General features: G+C 38.4%; 23 protein-coding genes. 8 read left to right on the forward strand and 15 right to left on the reverse strand.

What is annotated here, in order from left to right:
• Positions 1-21: 21 nt before the first annotated feature.
• Positions 22-2,511 (forward strand): class I SAM-dependent methyltransferase, encoded by a 2,490-nt coding sequence (locus GGR21_RS12360; protein WP_221232991.1) that lies wholly within the window; start codon positions 22-24, stop codon positions 2,509-2,511.
• Between the two features lie 7 nt (positions 2,512-2,518).
• Here GGR21_RS12360 and GGR21_RS12370 read toward each other — a convergent pair whose 3' ends face one another.
• The 3 genes from GGR21_RS12370 to GGR21_RS12380 all read right to left on the reverse strand — a co-directional run bounded on the left by GGR21_RS12370 (position 2,519) and on the right by GGR21_RS12380 (position 4,273).
• A complete protein-coding gene (locus tag GGR21_RS12370; RefSeq protein WP_183307540.1) occupies positions 2,519-3,043 on the reverse strand; it encodes an O-acetyl-ADP-ribose deacetylase in 525 nt (174 codons plus the stop codon).
• Positions 3,040-3,453: an ADP-ribosylation/crystallin J1 gene (locus tag GGR21_RS12375; RefSeq protein WP_183307541.1), complete on the reverse strand. Its 414-nt coding sequence runs from the start codon at positions 3,451-3,453 to the stop codon at positions 3,040-3,042. The genes GGR21_RS12370 and GGR21_RS12375 overlap by 4 nt, the downstream gene beginning before the upstream one ends.
• A gap of 118 nt (positions 3,454-3,571) precedes the next feature.
• Positions 3,572-4,273: an NUDIX hydrolase gene (locus GGR21_RS12380; RefSeq protein ID WP_183307542.1), complete on the reverse strand. Its 702-nt coding sequence runs from the start codon at positions 4,271-4,273 to the stop codon at positions 3,572-3,574.
• Between the two features lie 432 nt (positions 4,274-4,705).
• On the opposite strand from GGR21_RS12380, the gene GGR21_RS12385 reads away from it, so the two are divergent.
• Entirely contained in the window at positions 4,706-5,191 is a 486-nt protein-coding gene (locus GGR21_RS12385) for a HipA domain-containing protein (protein ID WP_246348063.1), read from the forward strand.
• A 480-nt stretch (positions 5,192-5,671) separates the two neighbouring features.
• On the opposite strand, the gene gdhA is transcribed toward GGR21_RS12385, so the two are convergent.
• Positions 5,672-7,009, reverse strand: a complete 1,338-nt coding sequence (gene gdhA / locus GGR21_RS12390) for an NADP-specific glutamate dehydrogenase (protein WP_183307543.1) — start codon at positions 7,007-7,009, stop codon at positions 5,672-5,674.
• 186 nt (positions 7,010-7,195) lie between these two features.
• On the opposite strand from gdhA, the gene epsC reads away from it, so the two are divergent.
• Entirely contained in the window at positions 7,196-8,014 is an 819-nt protein-coding gene (epsC, locus tag GGR21_RS12395; protein ID WP_183307544.1) for a serine O-acetyltransferase EpsC, read from the forward strand.
• A gap of 58 nt (positions 8,015-8,072) precedes the next feature.
• Positions 8,073-8,522, forward strand: coding sequence for a hypothetical protein (locus GGR21_RS12400; protein WP_183307545.1), 450 nt, complete (start codon positions 8,073-8,075; stop codon positions 8,520-8,522).
• Position 8,523: 1 nt separating this feature from the next.
• Here GGR21_RS12400 and GGR21_RS12405 read toward each other — a convergent pair whose 3' ends face one another.
• The 7 genes from GGR21_RS12405 to purL all read right to left on the reverse strand — a co-directional run bounded on the left by GGR21_RS12405 (position 8,524) and on the right by purL (position 15,793).
• Entirely contained in the window at positions 8,524-8,997 is a 474-nt protein-coding gene (locus tag GGR21_RS12405; RefSeq protein WP_183307546.1) for a thermonuclease family protein, read from the reverse strand.
• A gap of 7 nt (positions 8,998-9,004) precedes the next feature.
• The gene (locus GGR21_RS12410; RefSeq protein ID WP_183307547.1) at positions 9,005-9,715 is read right to left on the reverse strand and encodes a histidine phosphatase family protein; all 711 of its coding nucleotides are present in this window, start codon (positions 9,713-9,715) and stop codon (positions 9,005-9,007) included.
• A 27-nt stretch (positions 9,716-9,742) separates the two neighbouring features.
• The gene (locus GGR21_RS12415) at positions 9,743-10,345 is read right to left on the reverse strand and encodes an outer membrane beta-barrel protein (protein ID WP_183307548.1); all 603 of its coding nucleotides are present in this window, start codon (positions 10,343-10,345) and stop codon (positions 9,743-9,745) included.
• A gap of 20 nt (positions 10,346-10,365) precedes the next feature.
• Complete coding sequence (locus GGR21_RS12420; protein WP_183307549.1) at positions 10,366-10,773, reverse strand: acyl-CoA thioesterase; 408 nt, start codon at positions 10,771-10,773, stop codon at positions 10,366-10,368.
• Between the two features lie 25 nt (positions 10,774-10,798).
• Positions 10,799-11,587, reverse strand: coding sequence for a lipase family alpha/beta hydrolase (locus GGR21_RS12425; RefSeq protein WP_183307550.1), 789 nt, complete (start codon positions 11,585-11,587; stop codon positions 10,799-10,801).
• Positions 11,588-11,629: 42 nt separating this feature from the next.
• On the reverse strand, positions 11,630-12,040 hold the full coding sequence (locus GGR21_RS12430) for an acyl-CoA thioesterase (RefSeq protein WP_183307551.1): 411 nt from the start codon (positions 12,038-12,040) through the stop codon (positions 11,630-11,632).
• Between the two features lie 66 nt (positions 12,041-12,106).
• On the reverse strand, positions 12,107-15,793 hold the full coding sequence (gene purL, locus GGR21_RS12435) for a phosphoribosylformylglycinamidine synthase (RefSeq protein ID WP_183307552.1): 3,687 nt from the start codon (positions 15,791-15,793) through the stop codon (positions 12,107-12,109).
• 272 nt (positions 15,794-16,065) lie between these two features.
• On the opposite strand from purL, the gene GGR21_RS12440 reads away from it, so the two are divergent.
• The 3 genes from GGR21_RS12440 to dprA all read left to right on the forward strand — a co-directional run bounded on the left by GGR21_RS12440 (position 16,066) and on the right by dprA (position 19,256).
• Positions 16,066-17,388: a UDP-glucose dehydrogenase family protein gene (locus tag GGR21_RS12440; RefSeq protein ID WP_183307553.1), complete on the forward strand. Its 1,323-nt coding sequence runs from the start codon at positions 16,066-16,068 to the stop codon at positions 17,386-17,388.
• Positions 17,389-17,469: 81 nt separating this feature from the next.
• A complete protein-coding gene (locus GGR21_RS12445; RefSeq protein WP_183307554.1) occupies positions 17,470-18,141 on the forward strand; it encodes an ABC transporter ATP-binding protein in 672 nt (223 codons plus the stop codon).
• Positions 18,138-19,256, forward strand: coding sequence for a DNA-processing protein DprA (gene dprA, locus GGR21_RS12450; protein ID WP_183307555.1), 1,119 nt, complete (start codon positions 18,138-18,140; stop codon positions 19,254-19,256). The genes GGR21_RS12445 and dprA overlap by 4 nt, the downstream gene beginning before the upstream one ends.
• Before the next feature lie 9 nt (positions 19,257-19,265).
• Here dprA and GGR21_RS12455 read toward each other — a convergent pair whose 3' ends face one another.
• From GGR21_RS12455 to GGR21_RS12470, 4 genes are read right to left on the reverse strand one after another with little or no spacing between them, the layout of a single operon-like run.
• The gene (locus GGR21_RS12455) at positions 19,266-20,225 is read right to left on the reverse strand and encodes a M28 family metallopeptidase (RefSeq protein WP_183307556.1); all 960 of its coding nucleotides are present in this window, start codon (positions 20,223-20,225) and stop codon (positions 19,266-19,268) included.
• Between the two features lie 3 nt (positions 20,226-20,228).
• Positions 20,229-21,227 carry a M28 family metallopeptidase gene (locus GGR21_RS12460; protein ID WP_183307557.1) on the reverse strand — a complete coding sequence of 333 codons (999 nt, stop codon included), beginning with the start codon at positions 21,225-21,227 and terminating at the stop codon, positions 20,229-20,231.
• A 1-nt stretch (position 21,228) separates the two neighbouring features.
• A complete protein-coding gene (locus GGR21_RS12465; protein ID WP_246348064.1) occupies positions 21,229-21,648 on the reverse strand; it encodes a DUF1634 domain-containing protein in 420 nt (139 codons plus the stop codon).
• A 1-nt stretch (position 21,649) separates the two neighbouring features.
• Complete coding sequence (locus GGR21_RS12470; RefSeq protein WP_183307558.1) at positions 21,650-22,498, reverse strand: sulfite exporter TauE/SafE family protein; 849 nt, start codon at positions 22,496-22,498, stop codon at positions 21,650-21,652.
• Between the two features lie 199 nt (positions 22,499-22,697).
• Between GGR21_RS12470 and GGR21_RS12475 the strand changes: the two genes are divergently transcribed.
• On the forward strand, positions 22,698-23,243 hold the full coding sequence (locus tag GGR21_RS12475; RefSeq protein ID WP_183307559.1) for a glutathione peroxidase: 546 nt from the start codon (positions 22,698-22,700) through the stop codon (positions 23,241-23,243).
• Positions 23,244-23,277 lie beyond the last annotated feature (34 nt).

Raw genomic sequence — 23,277 nt, forward strand, 5'->3', positions numbered from 1 at the left:
TTCGCATAAAATAATTTGCGAATGGATACCAACTATACAGGCCAAGACCGGGGAGATAAGAAAAATTATCAGCAATATCTGGAAGCGATGGATGCCATATCAGTAGAGAAAGTAGCTTCAGCCAGTGTATTTTTTGAGCCTAAGAAAGGTAATACAATTGTCGATGTAGGTATGGCATCGGGTACAAGCACGGCCATACTTGCAAGACTTTTTCCTGAGATGAAAATAATCGGGATGGATATAAATCCCAAGATGGTACAAATCGCACAGGAAACATATAATTATCCCAATTTATCTTTCAAGGAAGATGATGGCGAAAAACTGAACACATTTGCAAATAATTCTGTGAATGGATTCTTTAATTGCTCTGCTATCCACCATATTACTTCGTATAATGGTTATGACACGAACAGAGCTCTAAATACCCTACGCAGACAAGTTGAGTTATTAAAGGATAAAGGAGTACTGATTATTCGTGACTTTGTGAAGCCCGAAGAGAAAGAGGTGATTCTCGAATTATCATCAATTGATAAGCCCAACCGGCCTAATGACGCAGAGTTATTTATACAGTTCTCACAGACAGCACGATCATTGGCATTAACAAATGAAAGAGGCTTTCCTATACAGGAAATAAATGCGATAAAAAAAGATACCCGACGATTTCAGGCATTTTATACCGATGTTGTTGAATTCATTCGTCGCAAAGACTATTATGCCAATTGGGATATTGAATTGCAGGAAGAATACGGATACTTTACGCAAGAAGAGTTTGAAGAAATATTTCGTGAGTCAGGCCTACGTATTATCCTCTCTTCTCCTATTTATAATCAATGGATTATTAATAACAGGTATAAAAATCAATTTGCTATATATAATTTATCTGGAAAGGAGATCGGTTTTCCTCCTACCAATTACCTGATTGCCGGAGAGAAAATATCAGGAGGAAAACAGTTGCAACTTATAAGGCATCTTCCAGTTCGGGAAGATTCTTTTCTGCATTTTTCTTCGTATTTAAATCTCAAAACAAAAAAAATATATGATGTGGTAGCGCGTCCGAACAATGTACTTGATATTATTCCTTATTATAAACATGAAAATGGCTTTACGATATTGGCGAAACACGGATATCCACGCCCTTTAGCGAATGTGAAAACAGATAGTGCCATCTTGGATGCTAAACATTATAGTGGTTACATCCCTGAAGGAATGACTGTTGGAGAAGCTGAAAATATAGAGGATATTCTGCATACACGATTTGGAATAAGTAAAGATCATTATGCAGATGTTATTCAATCGCTCAATTACTATACATCTCCCGGAGGTATCAATGAGAAAGTATCTTCCACACTGATAGAATTAACAAAACCAGTAACTGTAAATAAAACTTTAGCAGATGGTTTCTCCGGTTTTAAAGAGTCGGGATATATTCACGAATATGATGCAGCTCAATTGCTGAATACAGCACAAACCGGGGCTTTAGTAGAAGCCCGGCTGGAACTGAATATTTACAATCTTTTTTTCAAGCAAAATACACCTCTTCCTAAATGGCTGGGAGAAAGAATGAAAATAAAATATGACAGATTTATCAAGCCTGTTACTTTTTCGGAACTATTATCTTTGCAGACACAGGATTATGAGAAGAGTGAAAAATCTGCGGGTTTCCTGAATACCCGCAGAGCATATTTCTCCGAAATGGGAGTTGAAAACAGTAATGCAATATTTGAATATGTATATCCATCCACCGTAAGTTCAAACACCCTGGTCACATTACCTGTATTCAGAAAGAACGGACAAATATATGTAGGACTGGAAGTACAGAGCCTACCTGTCCCACAGCTTCATTCGGGAAACAGTACAATAATAACCGCACCGGCCAAACGCTTACCGAAAGAAATTCACAATATACATGAATTGGAGAAATATATAACCAACATGAGGATTGGAAAAGGCAAAATTGAACGTTATTCCAAATTAGGTGAAAAATATTTCCCCAGTATCGGTGTAACGACTGAACAAGTTTATCCTTATCTCGTTTGCCTTAGTCGGGCTGATAAAAGTCTCAAATGGGTCAACCTTTCCGAATTGTATCACCACCTCAATAAGATTGAAGATGCTCATTTATTAATAAGTTTATGCAGGCTGATTCATGCGACAGATTTTCTCCCTCAACAACATGTAAGAGATTTTAGTTTCAAGAACTTTGTCGATTTTACTATTGATAGTTTTTGCTTACCAAGTGATGAATCTATAACAAGAGATACACTCGTTGAAAAAGACCTAGGTATAACAGGGGATGATGGTGACGAATTTCTTTTAGCAATACAAGATGAGTTTGGAATAGACTTCCTTGATGAAAAAGGCTCAATAAGAAAAGCCTTCGACCTGAAAGAGAATGAATATCTATTTCATAGCGAAGGCATTAATTTGTTTCCTTTTAATAAAGAGAATATCAAACCATTAACAGTAGGTCAGCTTTATGATGTAGTAGTAAAACTCGCAAAAGAGAAGTAATAAGTTTTTACTCACCTAATATAGATTCGTATAGCTGATAATTTTCATCATCGAAACAAACAAATATAACTTCCTCTATATTTTTGTCTTCACTGTCAATAAACTGTTTTACGGTAGCAATAGCGATTTGTGCCGCTTCTGCTTTAGGAAAATGATAAACACCTGTACTGATGTTCGGGAATGCGATCGATTTTACAAGTAGAGATTCCGCTATCTCCAATGACTTTCTATAACATGAAGCTAATAGCTCAGGTTCTTTATTCTTTCCTCCGCTCCATATAGGACCAACAGTGTGTATAACATATTTAGCAGATAATAATCCGGCGGAAGTGTAAACAGCATCTCCGGCTTTACATTTTCCCTGACGGTTGCGGATAGCTTTGCATTCTTCCAATATCTGAGAACCTCCTTTACAATGTATAGCTCCATCAACACCTCCACCTCCAAGCAGAGAGGAATTTGCCGCATTTACGATAGCATCGACAGCTATTGTCGTTATGTCGCTTTTTATAAGTTTTATTTCTGTTTTCATTTGTCTAAATATTTTAATACACATTGGATTGCTGCATCGTTGGATGATATATCAAAATTATCACCTTTAAATACTTTTACGATTTCTATCTGTCCGATAATATTACTATTAAATTCATTTAAATTTTCCGATGGAATCCACAACTCATTATGTATAAAACCTCCTACATTATGAACTTTATACTTTTGTAAATAGTCCGAGGGCAAATCAAATTTTGTCACAATACCACAATAGCCTGAAAATTCGTCTTTAGTATTCCATTTATCGGCTATCTGCTCAGCATATTCCTGATTGAGTACGGGATAAAAAATTGGTTGCCATTCCAATCGTGGAGGAAAAGCTTTAAAAGCTAAATCAATTATTAATTGTAGTTCCTTGAGGCCTATTGGCCTGTATAGTGTTGTTTTCATTGTTATAATTTTTTATTCAGTCTGTCACATAAATTGAAAATATCATCTTCACGTCCCAATTGTTTTGCCTCTAATGATGATTTAGCCTTTATTGAGTAGCCATTTGATATTGTATGTATTATAGTTCAAAATAAAACCCTGTTTTCGTGAGCTCTTCATACCTGTCTTTATCGAAGCTATACAGCTTAGGAGCTCTGTTACGGGCACCTCTTTGCATCTCTCCCGTATCAATCAACAGACCATAGCTCAATATCTTTTTCCGGAAATTGCGGTCATCCAGATCCGTTTGTAACACTGTTTTATATAAATGAAACAGATCAGGCAAAGTAAATTTTTCGGGAAGCAATTCAAATCCTATGGGCTGATATTTTATTTTTCCTTTGAGTCTTTCTTTTGCTGTCTCTAATATTTTTGCATGGTCAAAAGCCAGTTCAGGGATGTCGGAGATTGAGAACCATTTAATATTTGTTGTATCAATCCCGGCCTGCGCATTATAATCCGAAAGTTTTACCAGTGCATAATATCCTATGCTGATAACCCGGAAGCGGGGATCACGCTTTACATCAGAAAAGGAATACAACTGTTCCATATAGATATTATCCAGACAAGTCTCTTTCTTTAAGATACGTTTGGCGCATTCTTCCGCCGTTTCTTCTTCTCCGACAAAGCCTCCGGGTAAAGCCCATCGTCCGATAAACGGTTCAATAGATCTTTCTATTAGTAATACTTTTAATTCACCTTCATCAAATCCGAATATAACACAGTCGGTAGTGACTGCCGGACGAGGATATTCGTATATATATTTTCCTTGTTGTTCCATCTGCATTTTTATTTATGTATTATTTACGGAAACAAAGAAAAGGATAATTTTTGAAAAGAGGAAATAGTTTGCGTACTTTTTACGTATAATGTTGTGGTAAAAAACAAGGCAGAAAATGCATCACATTCTGCCTTATCCGGTATTATACGATGTATTCTACCTCGTGTGCTTCTGTTAACTGTGGAAAATCCTATTAAAATGCCCCCTTTATTTCACTCCGAATTAAGCAGTAATTCCTAAGGAAACTGCCCCCTTCTTCCTATTGAAGTTGCCCCTTAAAAAAGATATTAAGCATTTTAATTCTCGTGTTCAATATCAGTTGGAGAGAGTTGCCCGCTTTAATCCCGTGTATTTGGAGGGCTTACAGGATAGTAATTAATCCGAAAGAAGCCGGCCTGAAGCTGAATCAAATTGCCGACAATACCCGAACGCATGGAGCGCACGAATGGTATGCTCTACCGCTTTAATTTGATGGTTAAGTCTGAAACGAGCAATAAAGACGACTTTAATGTTATTCAAAACCGCTTTTTTGCCAAAGAAGTGGGAGGTATATTGTATAATTACAATCATGGTTATATTACTTCCGATCCGAAGGCGGCAGCACTTAACTTCCTAGACGCCCTCGATACCATACCGAAATTTTTGGAGAAATACCAAACGGATAACGAAAAACTGAAAAAGAATATTCCTACGCTCAAAGAGGTAATCAAAGCTACTTGGCGAAAAAATATGGAACAAGTAGATGAAATGTTTCGTCAGACGGTTTTTAATGTTCTTACGGATAATAAAGACGACCATGCTAAAAACTTCAGTTTTATTTGTCGTGCAGGGAAGTGGTCACTATTATCTGCATATGACCGGGAAGAGTATAATGGAGAACATGCTACCTCTGCAAACAACAATGTTTTCCTACTGTGAAAGATATGTTGGTTGTTCGAGAGACTATTCGCATTTCACAGAAGAAAGGAATAGAAATTATTGATTTTATAGCAGATAAATGTAAATCTATTTTATCCCAAAGATTCAGCGACTCTTAAGCAGAAAATAGCAAGAAAATGGATAATTTTTTGCTGTAAAAAAGTTCTATATGTAAACCTCAAAGTTCTGTTCCGCCCGAAAAAAAAGGAGTGCTTCTCAAATTATTGTTCATAATTCATTGAAAAACAATAGTATAAAAGTTTTGTTTTATGTGAATTTTATCTACAGTTTGTAACTGCATGACATTCGGTTACTCTTTCGGAATCAGGCACTCCTAAATTCGGGGACAGTCAAGATTTCAGAATTTTAAAATATTCATTTATAATGCGATAGAGTGGGCGATACGTTCTCTTCCTCTCCGCATGGAAATAAAAGCCTACTGGTAATCTCCGGTAGGCTTTCTTTTCAGATTTCAATTAATTATACAACTCCCTGAGCTATCATTGCACGGGCTACCTTCATAAACCCAGCTACATTAGCCCCTTTCACGTAGTTGGTATATCCGCTATTATCTTTACCGAATTTCAGGCATTGACCATGAATATTTTTCATGATACCATGAAGACGCTGATCAACTTCTTCTGCACCCCATTGTATATGCATTGCATTCTGGCTCATCTCCAGACCTGAAGTAGCAACTCCTCCTGCATTTACCGCTTTACCCGGTGCAAAGAGTATTTTCTTTTCAAGGAACAAGTCAACAGCTTCTGCTGTACAACCCATATTTGATACTTCCGCCACACAAGTCACATTATTAGCAATCAAGGCCTCTGCATCTTTTTCGTTCAACTCATTCTGAATAGCACAAGGAAGAGCAATATCCACCTTTTCTACCCAAGGTTTCTTACCGGCATGGAATACTGCATTCGGATATTTCTCAGCATATGGCGCAACCACATCATTACCCGAATCACGTAATTCAAGCATATATTCTATTTTCTCTCCACTCACTCCATCAGGGTCGAAAATATACCCGTCAGGTCCAGAAATAGTAACCACTTTTGCCCCCAGTTCGGTAGCTTTCAGAGTTGCACCCCAGGCTACATTTCCAAATCCAGAAACAGCAACGGTTTTACCTTTCAGTTCTATATTTTTTGCCTTCAGCATCTCATGCACAAAATATAAAGCTCCAAATCCGGTAGCTTCGGGACGTACAAGAGAACCGCCATATTCCAATCCTTTACCTGTAAATGTTCCTGTATTCTCACGGGCCAGTTTTTTATACATACCGTACATATAACCAATCTCACGCCCACCTACACCTATATCTCCGGCAGGCACATCTGTATCGGGACCTATGTTACGCCACAATTCAAGCATAAATGCCTGGCAAAAACGCATGATCTCCGCATTGGATTTTCCTTTAGGACTAAAATCGGAACCTCCTTTACCACCTCCCATCGGAAGAGTGGTCAAGGCATTTTTAAATGTTTGTTCAAATCCTAAAAATTTAAGAGACGACAGATTCACCGAGGCATGAAACCTCAAACCACCTTTATATGGGCCAATTGCATTATTGAACTGCACGCGGTAACCAAGATTTACCTGAATGTCACCTTTATCATCTACCCAAGGCACCTTGAATGTAAAGATACGATCAGGCTCAACCAACCTTTCAATGATACGGTTCTTCTCAAATTCAGGATGTTGATTATACACATCCTCTATGGATACAAGCACTTCTTTTACGGCCTGCAAAAATTCTGATTCTCCGGGGTGTTTTGCCTCTAGAGCTGATAAAATGCTATCAATTTTCATATCTAATAGGTTAAATTGGTTATTCAATTTCACAAATGTATAAATAATGAGCAGATTTGAAATACATTTTGTCAATTATTTTCACACTCAAAATATATGATTTAAAACATATAAAAATTTAGAAGAATCAGTTTTCTGTCTTTTCTGTTTTTAATTATTACATTTGTTGTCGAAAAAGCCCGAGTTATGACTAATATTTACGAAATAGCCAATAAATTAAGAGCTGAGTCAAAACACCTTCCAATTAACAGGATCGAACTGGAAGACGCACTGAACACCCTCATACATCGTGTTCTCTTCCCTATATGCGATCAGGAGAAGTCCCGTGAGAAAAAGCTCTATTATTTCTACTCGGTATTAGTAGAAAACATAACCGCCCTACTCGACAGGAAACAGGCTGAAAACATGGTAGACTACTTCATTAATAACTTGCCCGAACTACAGGACAATTTATATGACGAAGCCGGTGTATATTACCAAAATGATCCGGCAGCGAAATCCATAGAGGAGGTAATACTCACTTATCCGGGATTTTTCGCCCAAGCTGTCCATCGCATTTCACATGAATTCTATAAAATGAAGACGCCAATAATCCCGCGTCTGTTCTCTGAATATGCCCACTCCAAAGTTGGTGTGGATATCAATCCCGGCGCAAAAATAGGACGGTCATTCTACATAGATCACGGAACAGGTATTGTTATAGGCGAAACAACAGAGATTGGCGACAATGTGAAAATATATCAGGGAGTTACATTAGGGGCACTGTTTGTCACAAAAGGACTGGCGAATGAAAAGCGCCACCCCACGATTGAAGACAATGTGGTAATATATGCAGGAGCAACCATACTGGGAGGTAGCACCACTGTAGGGCACGATTCCATTATCGGAGGAAATGCCTGGCTCACAAAGAGTGTAGTCCCTTACTCTCTCGTACAGCAAAACTCTGAGGTCAGGATACATAATACGCTGAAAGGCGATGAACATATTCTGGACTTTAATATATAAAGTAAATCAAACACTTCAAAATTTTTCGTAACTTCGTATTAATTAACCGGATATAATTATGGGAGCAAACAGAGATTCTTATACACTGATAAAAGACACATTCATTAAGGCAATAGATGTCCTGGCTAATGATTACCAAGGTAGTTCCCTGACTGATATTTTTATCACTGTGGATAAGGAAAGCGGTGAAGTTGCATTCTATGATGACGAAGAAAATAAGGTGACTGAGATTGTGGTTTTCGACTGGGTAAACAAGTATGATGAACTCAGTGATGAGAAAATCATATCCGTACTCAGGGAAGTTACCGAACATCTTGACAACGATGATCAATTTACTGCCTTAGATATCTTTAAGCCATTTTCGGTAAACTATGCCGATGATAACCTCATTGTTATTGAAGAACTCCTGCTGATCAATGAAGATTCTATTGTAAAAATGGATAATAGTTTGCTCGAAAAATTCGATAAGGAGTTCGACGAGTTTCTTGATAGATTACTGAAAGAATAAGTTATTTCCGGTTTCTCTTCCTGAACTCATAAGGAGACAGCGGGTCTTTCATGCTCCATATATTTAATTTCTCTTTACGAGCTAACTGTTCCAGTGAGTCCAGACGATGATCGTTCACAAAATGACTATAATACCATGCCAGTCCCTGGCGTACCATTTCCTCGTTTATATTCATATCGCCAACATACAACACACCCAGAATCCTTCCGTATTGGTCTTTTTCACTATAACGTACCGTTACGTGCTTTTGATAACAAAGGTCATTCAAATGTTGACGAGCTTTTGTACCAAAATCCTGTCCTCTTTCAGGAGCATCTATTCCTAACAGACGGACTTTAACCCGCTCATTGTTATCTGTTAGCAAAGTAACTGTATCTCCATCGGCCACGCTCACAACCTTTCCTTTAAGTATTCCTTCTTCTGCTGGTTGGCAAGCCAGCAGGAAAACAAATAATATTTGTAATAGTCGATCCACTACCTAATTACAATCTGGAAGCTATATCCTTACCCTTATCCAAATAGCTGGAGTCTGCCATTGTTTCCACTATAAATTCTCCATCCTGATAAGTCACTTTACAAACTTCGGCATTATTCAATGGTTTTTTAAATATCTTATCACCACCGATTCCCAATAACATAGCCAGTATGCTCATACCATGCGACACTACCAGAATATTGCCTTCCCCGTATTGTATTTCATTCTCTGCTATTTCTTTCAGGCTTTCCTGCGTACGGGCTTCCACCTGGGAAAAATTCTCAGCTATACCCAATGTATCCAGAGTCTGAATAGCATCTAATACATCTCTGTAACTAACTTCTTTGGACAAAATAGCCTTTACCATATCATCCATCGAAGTATAATGCAGATAAAGCGCAGCATCACGCCACATCTTATGATTAAAATCTGCCTCGAAACTCCCAAAACATGCTTCACGCAATCCGGCCAATTCTATCACGGGAATATCTTCCTGCCCTTTTGCTCCCAATATAATCTGTGTGGTTTGCCTAGTCCGTCGCAAATCACTGCAATAAGCCGTACGGAAGTTGATATCTTCAAATCCATAACCAAGAAAACGGGCTGCATCAATGCCCTCCTTTGTCAACGGTGAATCGCACCAACCCTGTACCTTGTCGAGGGTATTCATTATCGTCTTACCGTGACGAACAACATATATCGTAATTTTATTTGACATTTTTATTTATTGTTAATATATAATTTTTTATTCAGAAAGGCTATATGTTATCCCGACCTTTATGCCGGCTTCAAAAACCCGATCATAATAGCTACCCGATGAGAAGGGAATTAACGTATGAAGTTTCAGATTGGGATTCATATAAAGCGAAATACCTGAATCGAAATCATATTTCACACCTAAACCAAACATCGTACCCAAGCCGGTTTGTCTGTCTATCGAATTCGATTTTGAAATTTCAAAATCGAATAATAAACCTCCGTTGAGGAAAATATATTTACCAAAGTTTAGGTTCACCATCATCGGAAAAGATATTAATTTGAAGTTCTCTTTCCTTGATGGATTATCATATTCAATCCCTGTAAATGCGGGCTTTATAATTATATTATTTTTCGAATATTCAATACCTGTCTGAAATTCAATCTTTTTATTAAAGCAATATGTATAACTGGCTCCGAAAGAAAAGGCATTGTCATTATCATAAACAGCAGCACCGTCCCGGCTTCCAAAAGTAAACACTTCACTTGTAACTAATGGAGATATATTCACTCCGATTTTATGCTGGGCATACTCTTCAATACTTATTATCAATAATATAAAGGTCAAAAATAACCGGATATTTTTTTTCATAGTTTATAGTTTAATGTGTTTTATTTCCACTCCAGATAATCGATAAAAGCCTTATCAAACATATCAGGGGCTGTTACTTTTCCATTAATCAGACAGACTACCTCTATAACAGCCTTAGCACATAAAGTGTTATCGGATATACGTGTAATCTCCTGATGAAAATAATAGCGTACTCCATCCCGAACCGCCGTAGCTGTACAGATAAACTCTTCCGATCCTCGCAATGAATTCCTGTAACTGATATTCACATTGCGCACTACGGGAATAATATTCCCCTTGGTAAGATCACGCAGGCGCAAACCACATTTTTCCATCAATTCGTGACGTGTCGCCTCAAAATAATGCAAATAGATCGCATTATTGACCACTCCCTGCGAATCGCACTCGTAGTCACGGACTTTCATTTTATTTTCAAATGTTAGTGCCATAATCTTATAAATCTTTATTTTAAAGCTAAAATCCTTTTAGTGCTAAACTTTGTACTATTTTCAAATATTCATCCGGGATTTCCACTCCTGATATCTTTTTCCTCTTTATATCTATGATTTCAGAATGGGATATTCCTCCATTCTTTCCTTCAATCAGAATATGGGATTCGCCCCATCCGGATGATTTCCGGCTTACGATACCATCGTTAGGCCCCGACTCTTTCTCTATAAAATTATATGTAAAAAAATGAGAAAGATCATCATATTTGTTTTTCAACAAAGAGTAGTAGCTACAATAATATACCAGCTCATTATTTGGATTATTCCGGTTAAATTTCATCATACTCTCCGAAGTCAGGTCTCCAAGCATCTGATGTGGGCTTGGTGATTTATCTCCATACAATTTTGCCAGCGAGTAAGTTATTCTTTTAGCCAATCTGGTATGGAGATATTTCTTATTAAAGATATAATCAACTATTTCAGATCCCAAATGAGGAGTCGATATAGTTGTCAGGCTGGCGACTTTCGATGCATAACCCAATGTACTTATTAAAAAACGGGAATCAATACCGCCCTTCGAATGGGCTATCAGATTAACTTTCTCCGCCTTCATTTTTTCCAGTACAGAATCTACAGTCTCCTTCAACAACAAGGCATTACTCTCTATCCCACCCCAGGAATCGGTATTTCCCAAAAATACATTAATCCCGGCAGAACTAAGTTTTTCCGGAATCCTTCCCCAGAACAAACTGTTGTCTTTCGCGGCAATCCCATGTACTAAAACAATAGGATATTTTAATTCTGTATTCTGCAATCCTTTGTTTTTAGATTTAATCTAATATTGATCAATAATATATCAATTATTCAGAAATTTCCCTAATTTTTCATCAAATAAATCAGGTTTACGAACCTTTCCTTCAACCATACAGGCGGTTTCTACCCGGGCGGTGGAACACACTTTACCATCTCGTAGCCGGATGATTTTCTGATTGAATATATAGCGGATACCTTCCTTTTCTATAGAATCGATAGTACAGATAAAATCATTGCTTCCCCGAAGCGAATGCTTGTAACGGATATATACGCTTACAACTACGGCATCGATCCCATCTTCGTGCAACTCATAAAAGTTAAGTCCGTTCTGTTCTAAAAACTCATGACGCACTACTTCATAATAATGCTGGTAATTGGCATTGTTAACTATTCCCTGCGCATCGCATTCATAGTCACGCACTTTCAGTTTATATTCAAAAAGAGAACTACTCATTTTATATTAATTTAATAGGTGCAAAACAAAAGCCCTGCACCTAATTAAAACCACACGATTATTATATTACTTTATATTCTTTATCCACTCCCGTGCATTTACAAAAGCTTCCATCCACGGTGTAAAGTCATCTTTACGATGGTCGAAAGGATGAAAAGCGCACTGCCAAGGAAATAGTGAACGTTCCAGATGAGGCATTATTGCCAAATGACGGCCATCTTTCGATACAACAGCTGCGATATCGTAATCCGACCCGTTAGGATTGCCCGGATATTCACTGTAAATATATTTGGCTACAACATTATATTCCGATTCGGCTTTTGGCATGGAGAAACGACCTTCACCGTGCGACACCCAAATACCGAGTTTACTGCCCGACAGGGATCCAAACATAACCGATTCATTCTTAGGAATCTCGACACTCAAAAAAGTAGATTCATACTTATGCGAAATGTTATGTTCCATCTTCGGGTGTTTGTCATGCTCCGGATATACAAGGTTTAATTCGGTCATTAATTGACAACCATTGCAGACACCAAGGCTCAGCGTATCTTTACGCTCATAGAATTTACGTAAAGTTTCCTTTGCTTTTTCGTTATACATAAAACTACCCGCCCATCCTTTAGCAGAGCCGAGTACATCAGAGTTTGCAAAACCACCGCAAAACACTATCAGGTTGATATCTTCCAACGTTTCACGCCCCGATACAAGATCTGTCATGTGAACATCTTTTACATCAAAGCCTGCGAGATACATAGAATAGGCCATTTCACGCTCGCTGTTTGTCCCTTGTTCACGGATAACGGCAGCTTTTATACCTGTCGGCTGTGTCCTGTTCGGATCGATACCGTATTGAGCGAACCGCCCGGTAAATGATGGATTGAATTTAAATTGAAGCGGCTGATTTTTATAATTTTCGAAACGGGCTTTTGCTAGAATTTCCGTACTTTGTTTTCTATCCAGTAGATAAGAGGGTTCGTACCATACATCACGTAATTCGTCTATATTGAACTCCTGCACAAAAGTATCTTTCTGAATAACCAGTTTACGCTCTTCTATCGGACGCGCTACGATTGCAAAGCCAATTCCATAGTCGTCCAGTATCTTTTCTACCAAATGGTGGTGCTTCACCTGAATAAGCACTCCCGGATTTTCAGAGAACAGTACTTTTATCAGGTCTGTGTGATGCAATTTATCCAAACGGGCTTCAAGACCACCCTGAGGGTTAGCAAAACACATTTCCAGCATTGTTGTAACAAGTCCTCCGGCCGAGATATCGTGACCTGCAAGGACTAAACCTCTGTCGATCAGTTCCTGTACTGCGCCAAAAGCATTCTTGAAATATTCCGTATCTTTTACTGTTGGCGTTTCTTCACCCAGCTTACTCATTGTCTGCGCAAAAGCTGAGCCTCCGAGTTTAAATGAATCGAAGGAAAAATCGATATAATAAAGATAAGTACCTTTTATGTAAGCCAGAACAGGAGAAACGATTTTACGTATATTCTTCACCTCACCTGCCGCAGAAATTATCACCGTTCCCGGAGAATAAACCTTCTCTTCTCCGTATTTCTGAGTCATAGAAAGAGAGTCTTTTCCCGTAGGAATATTTACACCAAGTTCGCAGGCAAACTCAGAACAGGCTTCCACTGCTTTATACAAACGCGCATCTTCTCCCGGATTCTTACAAGGCCACATCCAGTTGGCACTCAAAGAGATTCCTTTCAAGCCATCCTCAATAGGAGCAAAAACTATATTTGTCAACGATTCGGCAATAGCCAGAACCGAACCTGCTACAGGATCGACCATCGCCGCCTGTGGTGCATGCCCTATCGAGGTGGCGATACCCACACGCCCTTTATAATCGAGAGCTACAGCACCGAGATCACTCAATGGCAACTGAATTTCTCCCTGGGTCTGCTGACGTGCAACCTTACCTGTTACTGAACGGTCGACTTTATTTGTTAGCCAGTCTTTACAGGCGACAGCCTCCAGTTGAAGCACGTTCTTAATATATTCGTCAAGCTTTGAAAGGTCATATTCAGGATTTGCATATATTTCTTCCAAGGTCTCGTCTTTCATTATTGTTTTAGGAGCTGAACCGAAAAAGTCTTCCAGTTTCAGATCGATAGGCCGTTTTCCATCAGCCTGCTCAAAAACGAATTTCATGTCATTTGTCGTTTCACCCACAATATACATTGGTGAACGTTCACGCTCTGCAATTCGTTTTATCCTCTCTGTTGCGCTATCGGGAATTAATAATCCCATGCGCTCCTGGCTTTCATTTCCTACTATTTCTTTAGATGAAAGGGTTGGATCTCCAATAGGAAGTTTTGAGATATCTATTTTACCACCTGTAGCTTCTACCAACTCCGATAAACAGTTCAAGTGTCCCCCGGCTCCATGGTCATGAATGGAAACGATCGGATTATCATTTGATTCTGCAAGGGTACGGATCACATTAGCAGTACGTTTCTGCATTTCTGGATTCGCACGTTGCACTGCATTTAGCTCAATACCACTTGAATATTGTCCTGTATCTACTGACGAGACGGCACCACCACCCATACCGATTCGATAATTGTCACCACCGAGAATCACAACTTTTTCTCCCGGCTCAGGCTGCCCTTTTATAGCATCACGTTTATTAGCGTAACCTACCCCTCCGGCAAGCATAATCACTTTATCGTAAGCAAACTTCTTCTGGTTCTCAATATGCTCGAAAGTTAACAGAGAGCCACAGATAAGCGGCTGGCCGTATTTATTACCAAAATCGGAAGCGCCATTCGAAGCCTTTATCAGAATTTCTTCCGGTGTCTGGTATAGCCATGGACGTTCGGGCATTGCGTCCTCCCATTTGCGTCCTGTCTTTGTTCGTGGATATGATGTCATGTAAACAGCCGTTCCGGCTATCGGCAAAGATGCTTTACCTCCGCCAAGACGATCCCGGATTTCACCTCCTGAACCTGTTGCCGCACCATTGAAAGGTTCTACTGTAGTCGGGAAGTTATGAGTTTCTGCCTTCAACGATAAAACTGACTTTATCGGCTTTACTTCAAAATAACTTGGTTTATCGCCATCTGTTGGGGCAAATTGTTCTATTTCAGGTCCCTGATTAAATGCTACATTATCTTTATAAGCAGAAACCAGTTTATTCGGATTGGTCTGTGATGTTTTCTTTATCAGTTTAAATAACGAACTTTCTTTTTCTTCCCCGTCAATAATAAACGTACCATTAAATATTTTATGGCGGCAATGCTCCGAGTTAACTTGCGAGAAACCAAACACCTCGCTATCTGTCAATTTTCGGCCTAATCTTTGGCTTACATTATTCAGATATTCAATTTCTTCTTCGCTAAGAGCCAATCCTTCCTGCTGATTGTATACAGCAATATCGTCAATCTCAATTATCGGGTCTGGCGTTTTATAAATCGTAAATACGTCCTGATTCAATCCGTCATAAATACGTTGAAGCATCGGGTCGTGATCTGCATCACTACTACTCACCGGAAAGAATTCTTCAATCCGCATAATTCCATCAACACCCATATTCTGGGTAATTTCCACAGCATTGGTACTCCATGGTGTGATCATCTCGCGGCGTGGACCGACAAAAAAGCCTGAAACTTTATCGGCTTCAAGCAGGGTTGCATCACTGAAGGCCCATGACAGGCGCTGGATGAAATCGTTATTAAGACTTGTATTTGTTTGAACAGCAATAATGTTCTTAGACGAGGTCTGAAAGAAAGAAATCATATCTGTATTTCGAGTTAATAAATTTGCTTTAAACAGGCACACAAAGATAGTGAAAAGTGGTCATATACTAAAAGGAAAAAAGAAAATACGAACAAGATATATTTTAATTTCTATCTTTCTTTTTCTATCAAAATTATAAAAATGAAGACTGGCTTATACAGCCACTATAATATTACTGCAAATTCCTAAAAATATATTATCTTTGTGCTCGCTAACAAAAGCATTACAAAAATCTTAAGTATTTACAAAACAAAATATTAAACTAAAATAGAATGAGAATTGCTATCGTCGGAACCGGTTATGTCGGACTTGTTTCTGGTACTTGTTTTGCAGAGATGGGTACAGAGGTTTATTGTGTAGACATAGACCAGAAGAAAATAGATAATCTAAAAAACGGCATCATACCAATTTTCGAACCGGGACTGGATGAGATGGTAGAACGTAACCATAAGGCTGGCCGCTTACATTTCACAACAGACTTAAGTTCTATATTGAATAATGTTGATATAGTATTCTCAGCCGTAGGAACACCTCCTGACGAAGATGGCAGTGCCGATCTGAAATATGTACTGGAAGTTGCCAGGACGGTAGGTAAAAACCTGGATAAATATATGGTAATTGTCACCAAAAGCACTGTTCCGGTAGGGACTGCCCAACTTATTAAAAAAACTATCAGGGAAGAACTTGATAAGCGTGGCAAATCTGATTTAAAATTTGATGTAGCTTCTAATCCTGAATTTCTGAAAGAAGGTGCGGCAATAACCGACTTTATGCAACCCGACCGTGTTGTAGTAGGTGTAGAATCGGAAGAAGCCCAACGGTTAATGGAAAAATTATATAAACCGTTTACGCTAAATAACTATAGAATAATCTATACAGATATTCCTTCTGCCGAGATGATCAAATATGCTGCAAACGCCATGCTCGCAACCCGCATCAGTTTTATGAATGACATTGCAAACCTTTGTGAGATTGTCGGGGCTGACGTAAATATGGTTCGTAAGGGTATTGGTTCTGATGCCCGTATCGGTTCTAAATTCCTTTATGCAGGATGTGGTTACGGAGGAAGCTGTTTCCCTAAGGATGTAAAAGCTCTGATTAAAACAGCAAAGGACTTAGGCCACAACATGAAAATACTAGAAGCCGTTGAAGATGTGAACGAATACCAGAAGAATGTTCTCTTCGACAAACTAATGAAATATTACGACGGTGATATAAAAGGTAAAACCATCGCTGTATGGGGATTAGCTTTCAAACCCAAAACAGATGATATGCGTGAAGCTCCCGCCCTTGTATTGATCGATAAAATATTGAAAGCAGGAGGAAAAGTAAGAGCATACGATCCTGTAGCGATGAAAGAAGCAGAGCATCGCCATTTGGGAGACAGTATTGTATATGCTAAAGACATATATGATGCAACTTTAGACGCAGATGCTATCCTGATGATAACCGAGTGGAACGAATTCCGTCTACCGACATGGGAAGTAATTAAGAAAACGATGAAAAAACCTGTTGTATTCGATGGACGTAACATCTACAATAAACAGGAAATGAATGATATCGGATTCGACTATTTCGGCATTGGTATTATATAATCGAAAAAGCTAAAAATAATATAAGGCTACATAAAAGTTTTTATCTTTGTGTAGCCTTTTTTATTATAAATACAAAACCAAATGATCAAAGTTGAGGGAATAACCAAAAGTTTCGGGTCGCTGAAAGTCCTGAAAGGCATAAATCTTGAAGTGGATAAAGGCGAGATTATATCTATCGTAGGAGCAAGTGGTGCCGGAAAAACAACTCTTTTGCAAATAATCGGTACCCTCGACAAAGCCGATAGTGGAACAGTCTATATAAACAATGATAATGTCAGCAAATTAAAAGATTCCCGGCTATCGGATTTTCGTAATAAAAATATTGGATTCGTATTTCAGTTCCATCAACTGTTACCGGAATTCACAGCATTGGAAAACGTTATGATCCCCGCTCTTATAGGAAAAGTAAAAGAATCACAGGCAAAAAGCAAAGCCAAAGAATTACTGGATCTGCTTGGATTGTCTTCCCGGCTCGAACATAAACCAAACGAACTTTCCGGCGGAGAAAAACAACGTGTGGCTGTAGCCCGCGCACTAGTCAACAATCCGGCTGTAATACTGGCCGACGAACCTTCCGGCAGCTTAGATACAGATAATAAGGAAGAACTACATCAACTGTTTTTCAAATTGCGCAATACACTGGGACAGACATTTGTAATTGTCACACATGACGAAAATCTGGCTGCGATCACAGATCGTACCATTCATATGCGCGACGGCCTGATAGTAGATAATCAACCTCTGGCTACATGACAATGCTTGCAGACAAACGCATTTACCAGATAGCTCTTACCATGATTCCGGGTATCGGAGATATTACAGCACGTAATATATTACAAGTCGTTGGTGATGAAGAGAAAATATTTAAATCTGATAAGAATTATTTAATAAACAAGATAGGCCTTTCACTAAAACTTGCCGGCGAAATACTGAATCCTGGAGTACTGGTAAAGGCTGAAAAAGAGCTTTCTTTTATAGAAAAAAATAACATCTCCACCCATTTTATTAACGAAGACAGCTATCCTAACCGTCTGCGGGAATGTGCAGATGCTCCGGTATTGATCTATAACAAAGGAAACTTTGACTTTAATGTAAGCAAGATCATCAGCATCGTAGGAACACGGCAATCGACCAGTTACGGAAACCATTTTTGTGATTCATTTCTTGACGATATTTCTAGAATATTACCGGGAACATTAATAATCAGCGGACTGGCATATGGAATAGATATTCATGCGCATAGGGCTGCCCTAAAACATAATTTACCTACAATTGGAGTCCTCGCCCATGGACTAGACATTATCTATCCTTCTGTTCACCGGCAGATAGCAATGGAGATGATTAATAACGGAGGATTACTTACTGAATTCCCAAGTGGGACAGAACCAGAGCGACATAATTTTGTAAGAAGAAACCGGATTGTTGCAGGTATGGCTGATGCTATTATCGTTGTGGAATCTGACGAAAAGGGCGGATCGCTGATCACCGCAGAAATTGCCAATTCTTATTGTAAGGATGTATTTGCTGTCCCCGGAAAGATTACTGACAGATATTCGAAAGGGTGTAATAAACTGATAGCATCACACAAAGCCGACCTGTTTAAATCGACTGAATACTTCCTTCAACAAATGGGATGGGACGAACCTTCAAAACAGAAACAGATCACCGCAAAACAACAGGAATTATTTATCATATTGACAGATGAAGAACAATCCATTGTAAATAAACTATCCAGAGACGGTCTGCACATCGATCAATTATCCAGAGAATTAAATATCCCGGCTTACCAGCTTTTCACCACATTACTGGAAATGGAGATGAAGGGTATAATAAAGAACACCCCGGGGAATTTATATATTAAATGTTAACCGCATTGGCTAAAATTCTTTTGTATTAGCCATATTCCACAAAGAGATAAAAGCTGATTTTGTTATCTCTGTCGCTTTATCATAATTGATTTTATCAGCATGATCTGATGATTGGTGATAATCAGGATGTAAATCTGTAAAATAAAAAATATAAGGTACTCCCTTCATCGCAAACGGCATATGATCGCTTCCTCCGGGCATGTCCTTATCCGAACGAAATTCAGGAGCAAGTCCCAGATTGTATTGCTTAACACCTGATGTCACCCAATCTTTTAATGTGTCGTTCCCGTCTGTGACATATGTAATCACATGATTGAAGCTGGTCTCATCTCTATCACGCCCGATCATATCACAATTAATATATCCTTTAATAACCTGCGGAAACATTCTAGGTATAACCACATTTTTATAATGGTCATCAACAAAGTACATAGAACCTATCAAACCTATCTCCTCAGCATCCCATAACGCGAATATAACTGTTCGTTCCGGCTGCTGTCCTGAAGCCATAAAAGCTTTCGCGACTTGCAACACAGCAGACGTTCCCGATGCATTATCATCGGCTCCGTTATATATACTGTCATTAGTATTATTCCTTTTTATGCCCAAATGATCATAATGGGCTCCTATAATTACTATTTCATCGGAATTCCTGCCTTCAATATAGCCCAATACATTTCGCATACTAAGTCCCTTGTAAGGAGCCCGGGAAGAAGCGTCAAAAATCTGAAAATAATCTTTCTTCCATGGTTTCAGTCCTATTTCTTTAAATATTCCTCTCAAATATTCAGCGGCTTTTATTCCCCCATCGCTACCGGCCTGACGTCCCTCGAGGCTATCACTGGCCAGAACTCCGATATAAAGTTGGGCAGCATCTTTACTGATTGAGGACAATCCCTTCTCTATAGGAGTCTGAGAAAAGAGATATAAAGGAAATAAGAAGAAAAAGAACAAAGTTTGTTTTATCATGGTTTAATAATTTTCGAGATTTGCCATATTCCAAAGATTAAGATATGCAGCTTTAGTTATATCTACAAGTTTTTCCCAATTTATTTTATCTGCGTGATCACTTGGCTGATGGTAGTCAGGATGCCCATCGGTATGATACCAGATTACCGGAATATTCCTTTTGTTGAAGGACGCATTATCACTTCCCCTTAATGAATTTAAAGACGATTTATAATCGGATTTCAATTTTAAATTATAGTTTGCAATATCCGATTCTATCCAATCTTTGAATTCCGGTTTTTGCTCAGAATAAAAATAAACAACCTGTGTCGGATTTGATTCATCATTGTTGCGTCCAATCATATCAAAATTAATATATCCTTTTATTTCGGATATATTGGTAAAATTACCGGCAAAATATTCTGAACCCAGCAACCCAAGTTCTTCGCCATCCCAGAAAGCAAATATAACTGTTCGCAAGGGCTTTTCTCCCGAAGCGATGAAAGCTTTAGCTATCTGCAATACAGCTGACACGCCGGAAGCATTATCATCCGCACCGTTATATATTTTATCTCCGGTTAGAGTATCATCTTTTCCCAGATGATCATAATGCGCACCAATAATTACATACTCATCTTTCCTTCTACCCTCGATGCACCCTAATATATTAGTCAGATTTCGTTTCTGAAAAGCCGGCATCTGTTTATATTTCACAATAGAATCAGTATTCACTGTATATCTTATTCTCCCCTGCCGTTCTATCCCGTATGTATCGAATGGCTGGCAGTAAGATTCGCGAAAAGGTTTTATACCCGATTCTTTCAACTGTGATTCTATATATCTTGCAGCGATAATACTCCCCCTCTTCCCGGCTTCTCGTCCTTCCAATGCATCGTCAGCCAGAAAACCGATACAGGCTTCTGCCCTATCCCGGGTTATTATATTTAATCCCTTTTCTTTTGAGGATTGGGAAAATACAAATAGGGATAAAAACAGACAATATATAAACACTAATATTCTCATTTCAATGGAGTCCTAAAAGCATATTTGCTATGATAATCAACAATACGATCAATGTTATAACTACATACATATAATCTTTTTCGATAAGGAAGCCTACAACAGAAATGCCCACACGAAGAATAGGAGTTGCAATCAGCACACATACACCTAACTGGATAATAGCTGCACCATCAAAAGAAAGAACACGGGGTATAATGGTAGATAATTCTCTCAAATAATGTTCTACCCCAGGAAAAGGCATTTCATCAGGAGTCGGTTTGTAGTGCTCCATCGTGGTTCCATAATTCTGAAACAAATAGATGACACCACCGAACAACGTTATTCCACATGCCAGCATAACCCCATAACGCAGCAACTTGCCTATGAGAAGCTCCATATCCCTTTCTGCCCAAAACTCTCCGGAAAATATATTCTTCATCATCTTATAATTTACCTGTCAGACCATTATATATCATCGATATAGCGAGGAAGAATATCACTATACTAAACAACAATCGCAGCTTCTTCACATTAGCCTTAGGCAGTATCTTTGATCCGAAAAATGCACCTAAAAGGACTCCCACAACAATAGGCATGGCCAATCCCGGATCAATGTATCCCCGCTGCAAATATACAACCGCACTAGCAGCAGCAGTAACACCTACCATAAAATTACTGGTTGTAGTCGATACTTTAAAAGGGATTTTCATGGCTGTATCCATAGCTAAAACCTTTAAAGCACCCGAACCTATACCTAACAATCCTGATAAGATTCCGGCCAAGGTCATCAAAGAATACCCTCCAATAACATTGTGTACATTATATTGCTCAGCTTTACTATCTTTAGTCGGATATGAACCGTTTAATTTCAACTTTACACCCAACTTATCGCCAGGAGCCGAATAATCCACCCCGTCTTCTTTTTTACTCACCGATCTAATCGCTGAAAAGATTAATACGCATCCGAAAATAATAGCGATATAAACCTTATCGAGGTACATTGCCACAATAGCACCAACAACAGCACCCGTAGTCGTTGCAATTTCGAGGAACATACCAATACGCACATTCGTTATTCCTTCTTTTATATAAGCGGCGGCGGCACCCGAGGATGTCGCAATGGATGTTACCAAAGCCGCTCCAATAGCATACCGCATATCAATTCCAAATCCCAAAGTCAGTAAAGGAATGACAATCACTCCTCCGCCTAAACCGGTTAAAGAGCCTATTAGACCGGCAAAGCAAGCTCCAAAAAACAGAATTATCGAAAATATCTCTATACTTAAATCCATTTCATTTTTTTAAAATGCAAAGGTAAGGGTTTAAAAATGAATTGATAGTTAAATAAAATAACAATTTAACTTTTTTATTAACATAAAAATTTTAACTTTACAGTCTCTTCATAGAGTTTTAACACAAAATACGCACGATTTGGGGAACTTTGACCGGTATTTGGTTGTTGAAATGATTATAAACCTCAATATAATAAATATGAAGCAGATTATTCTTTGTCTACTATTCAGCTTAATCTCAATCAGTATGATTCAAGAAGATAAAACCATCCATTCTTTCAAGGTAAAAGATATTGATGGAAAAGAGTTCGATTTTAAATCACTCAGGGGGAAGAAGATACTAGTTGTAAACGTAGCTTCAAAATGCGGATTAACACCACAGTATGAAAAACTACAAGAGTTATACGATAAATATAAAGATAAGAACTTTATCATAGTAGGATTTCCTTCAAATAATTTTAATGGACAGGAGCCGGGAACGAATGAGGAAATAAAAACATTTTGTGTATTAAACTACAATGTATCGTTCCCTATGATGAGTAAAATTGATGTTGTAGGTAAAGATAAAGCACCTATTTATAAATGGCTGACTGAAAAGTCCCAGAACAAAATAATGGATGCTGAAGTACAATGGAATTTTCAAAAATTTATGATTAATGAAAACGGTGAGCTGGTTGATGTTGTTGCGCCGAAAGAAGATCCGTTCTGCGACAAGATTATCAATTGGATAGAGAATAAGAAATAAGAATAAAAACTGAGTTTTAAATAATAAAAAAGGA

This window comes from Dysgonomonas hofstadii (assembly GCF_014196915.1).
Classification (GTDB): Bacteria; Bacteroidota; Bacteroidia; order Bacteroidales; family Dysgonomonadaceae; genus Dysgonomonas; species Dysgonomonas hofstadii.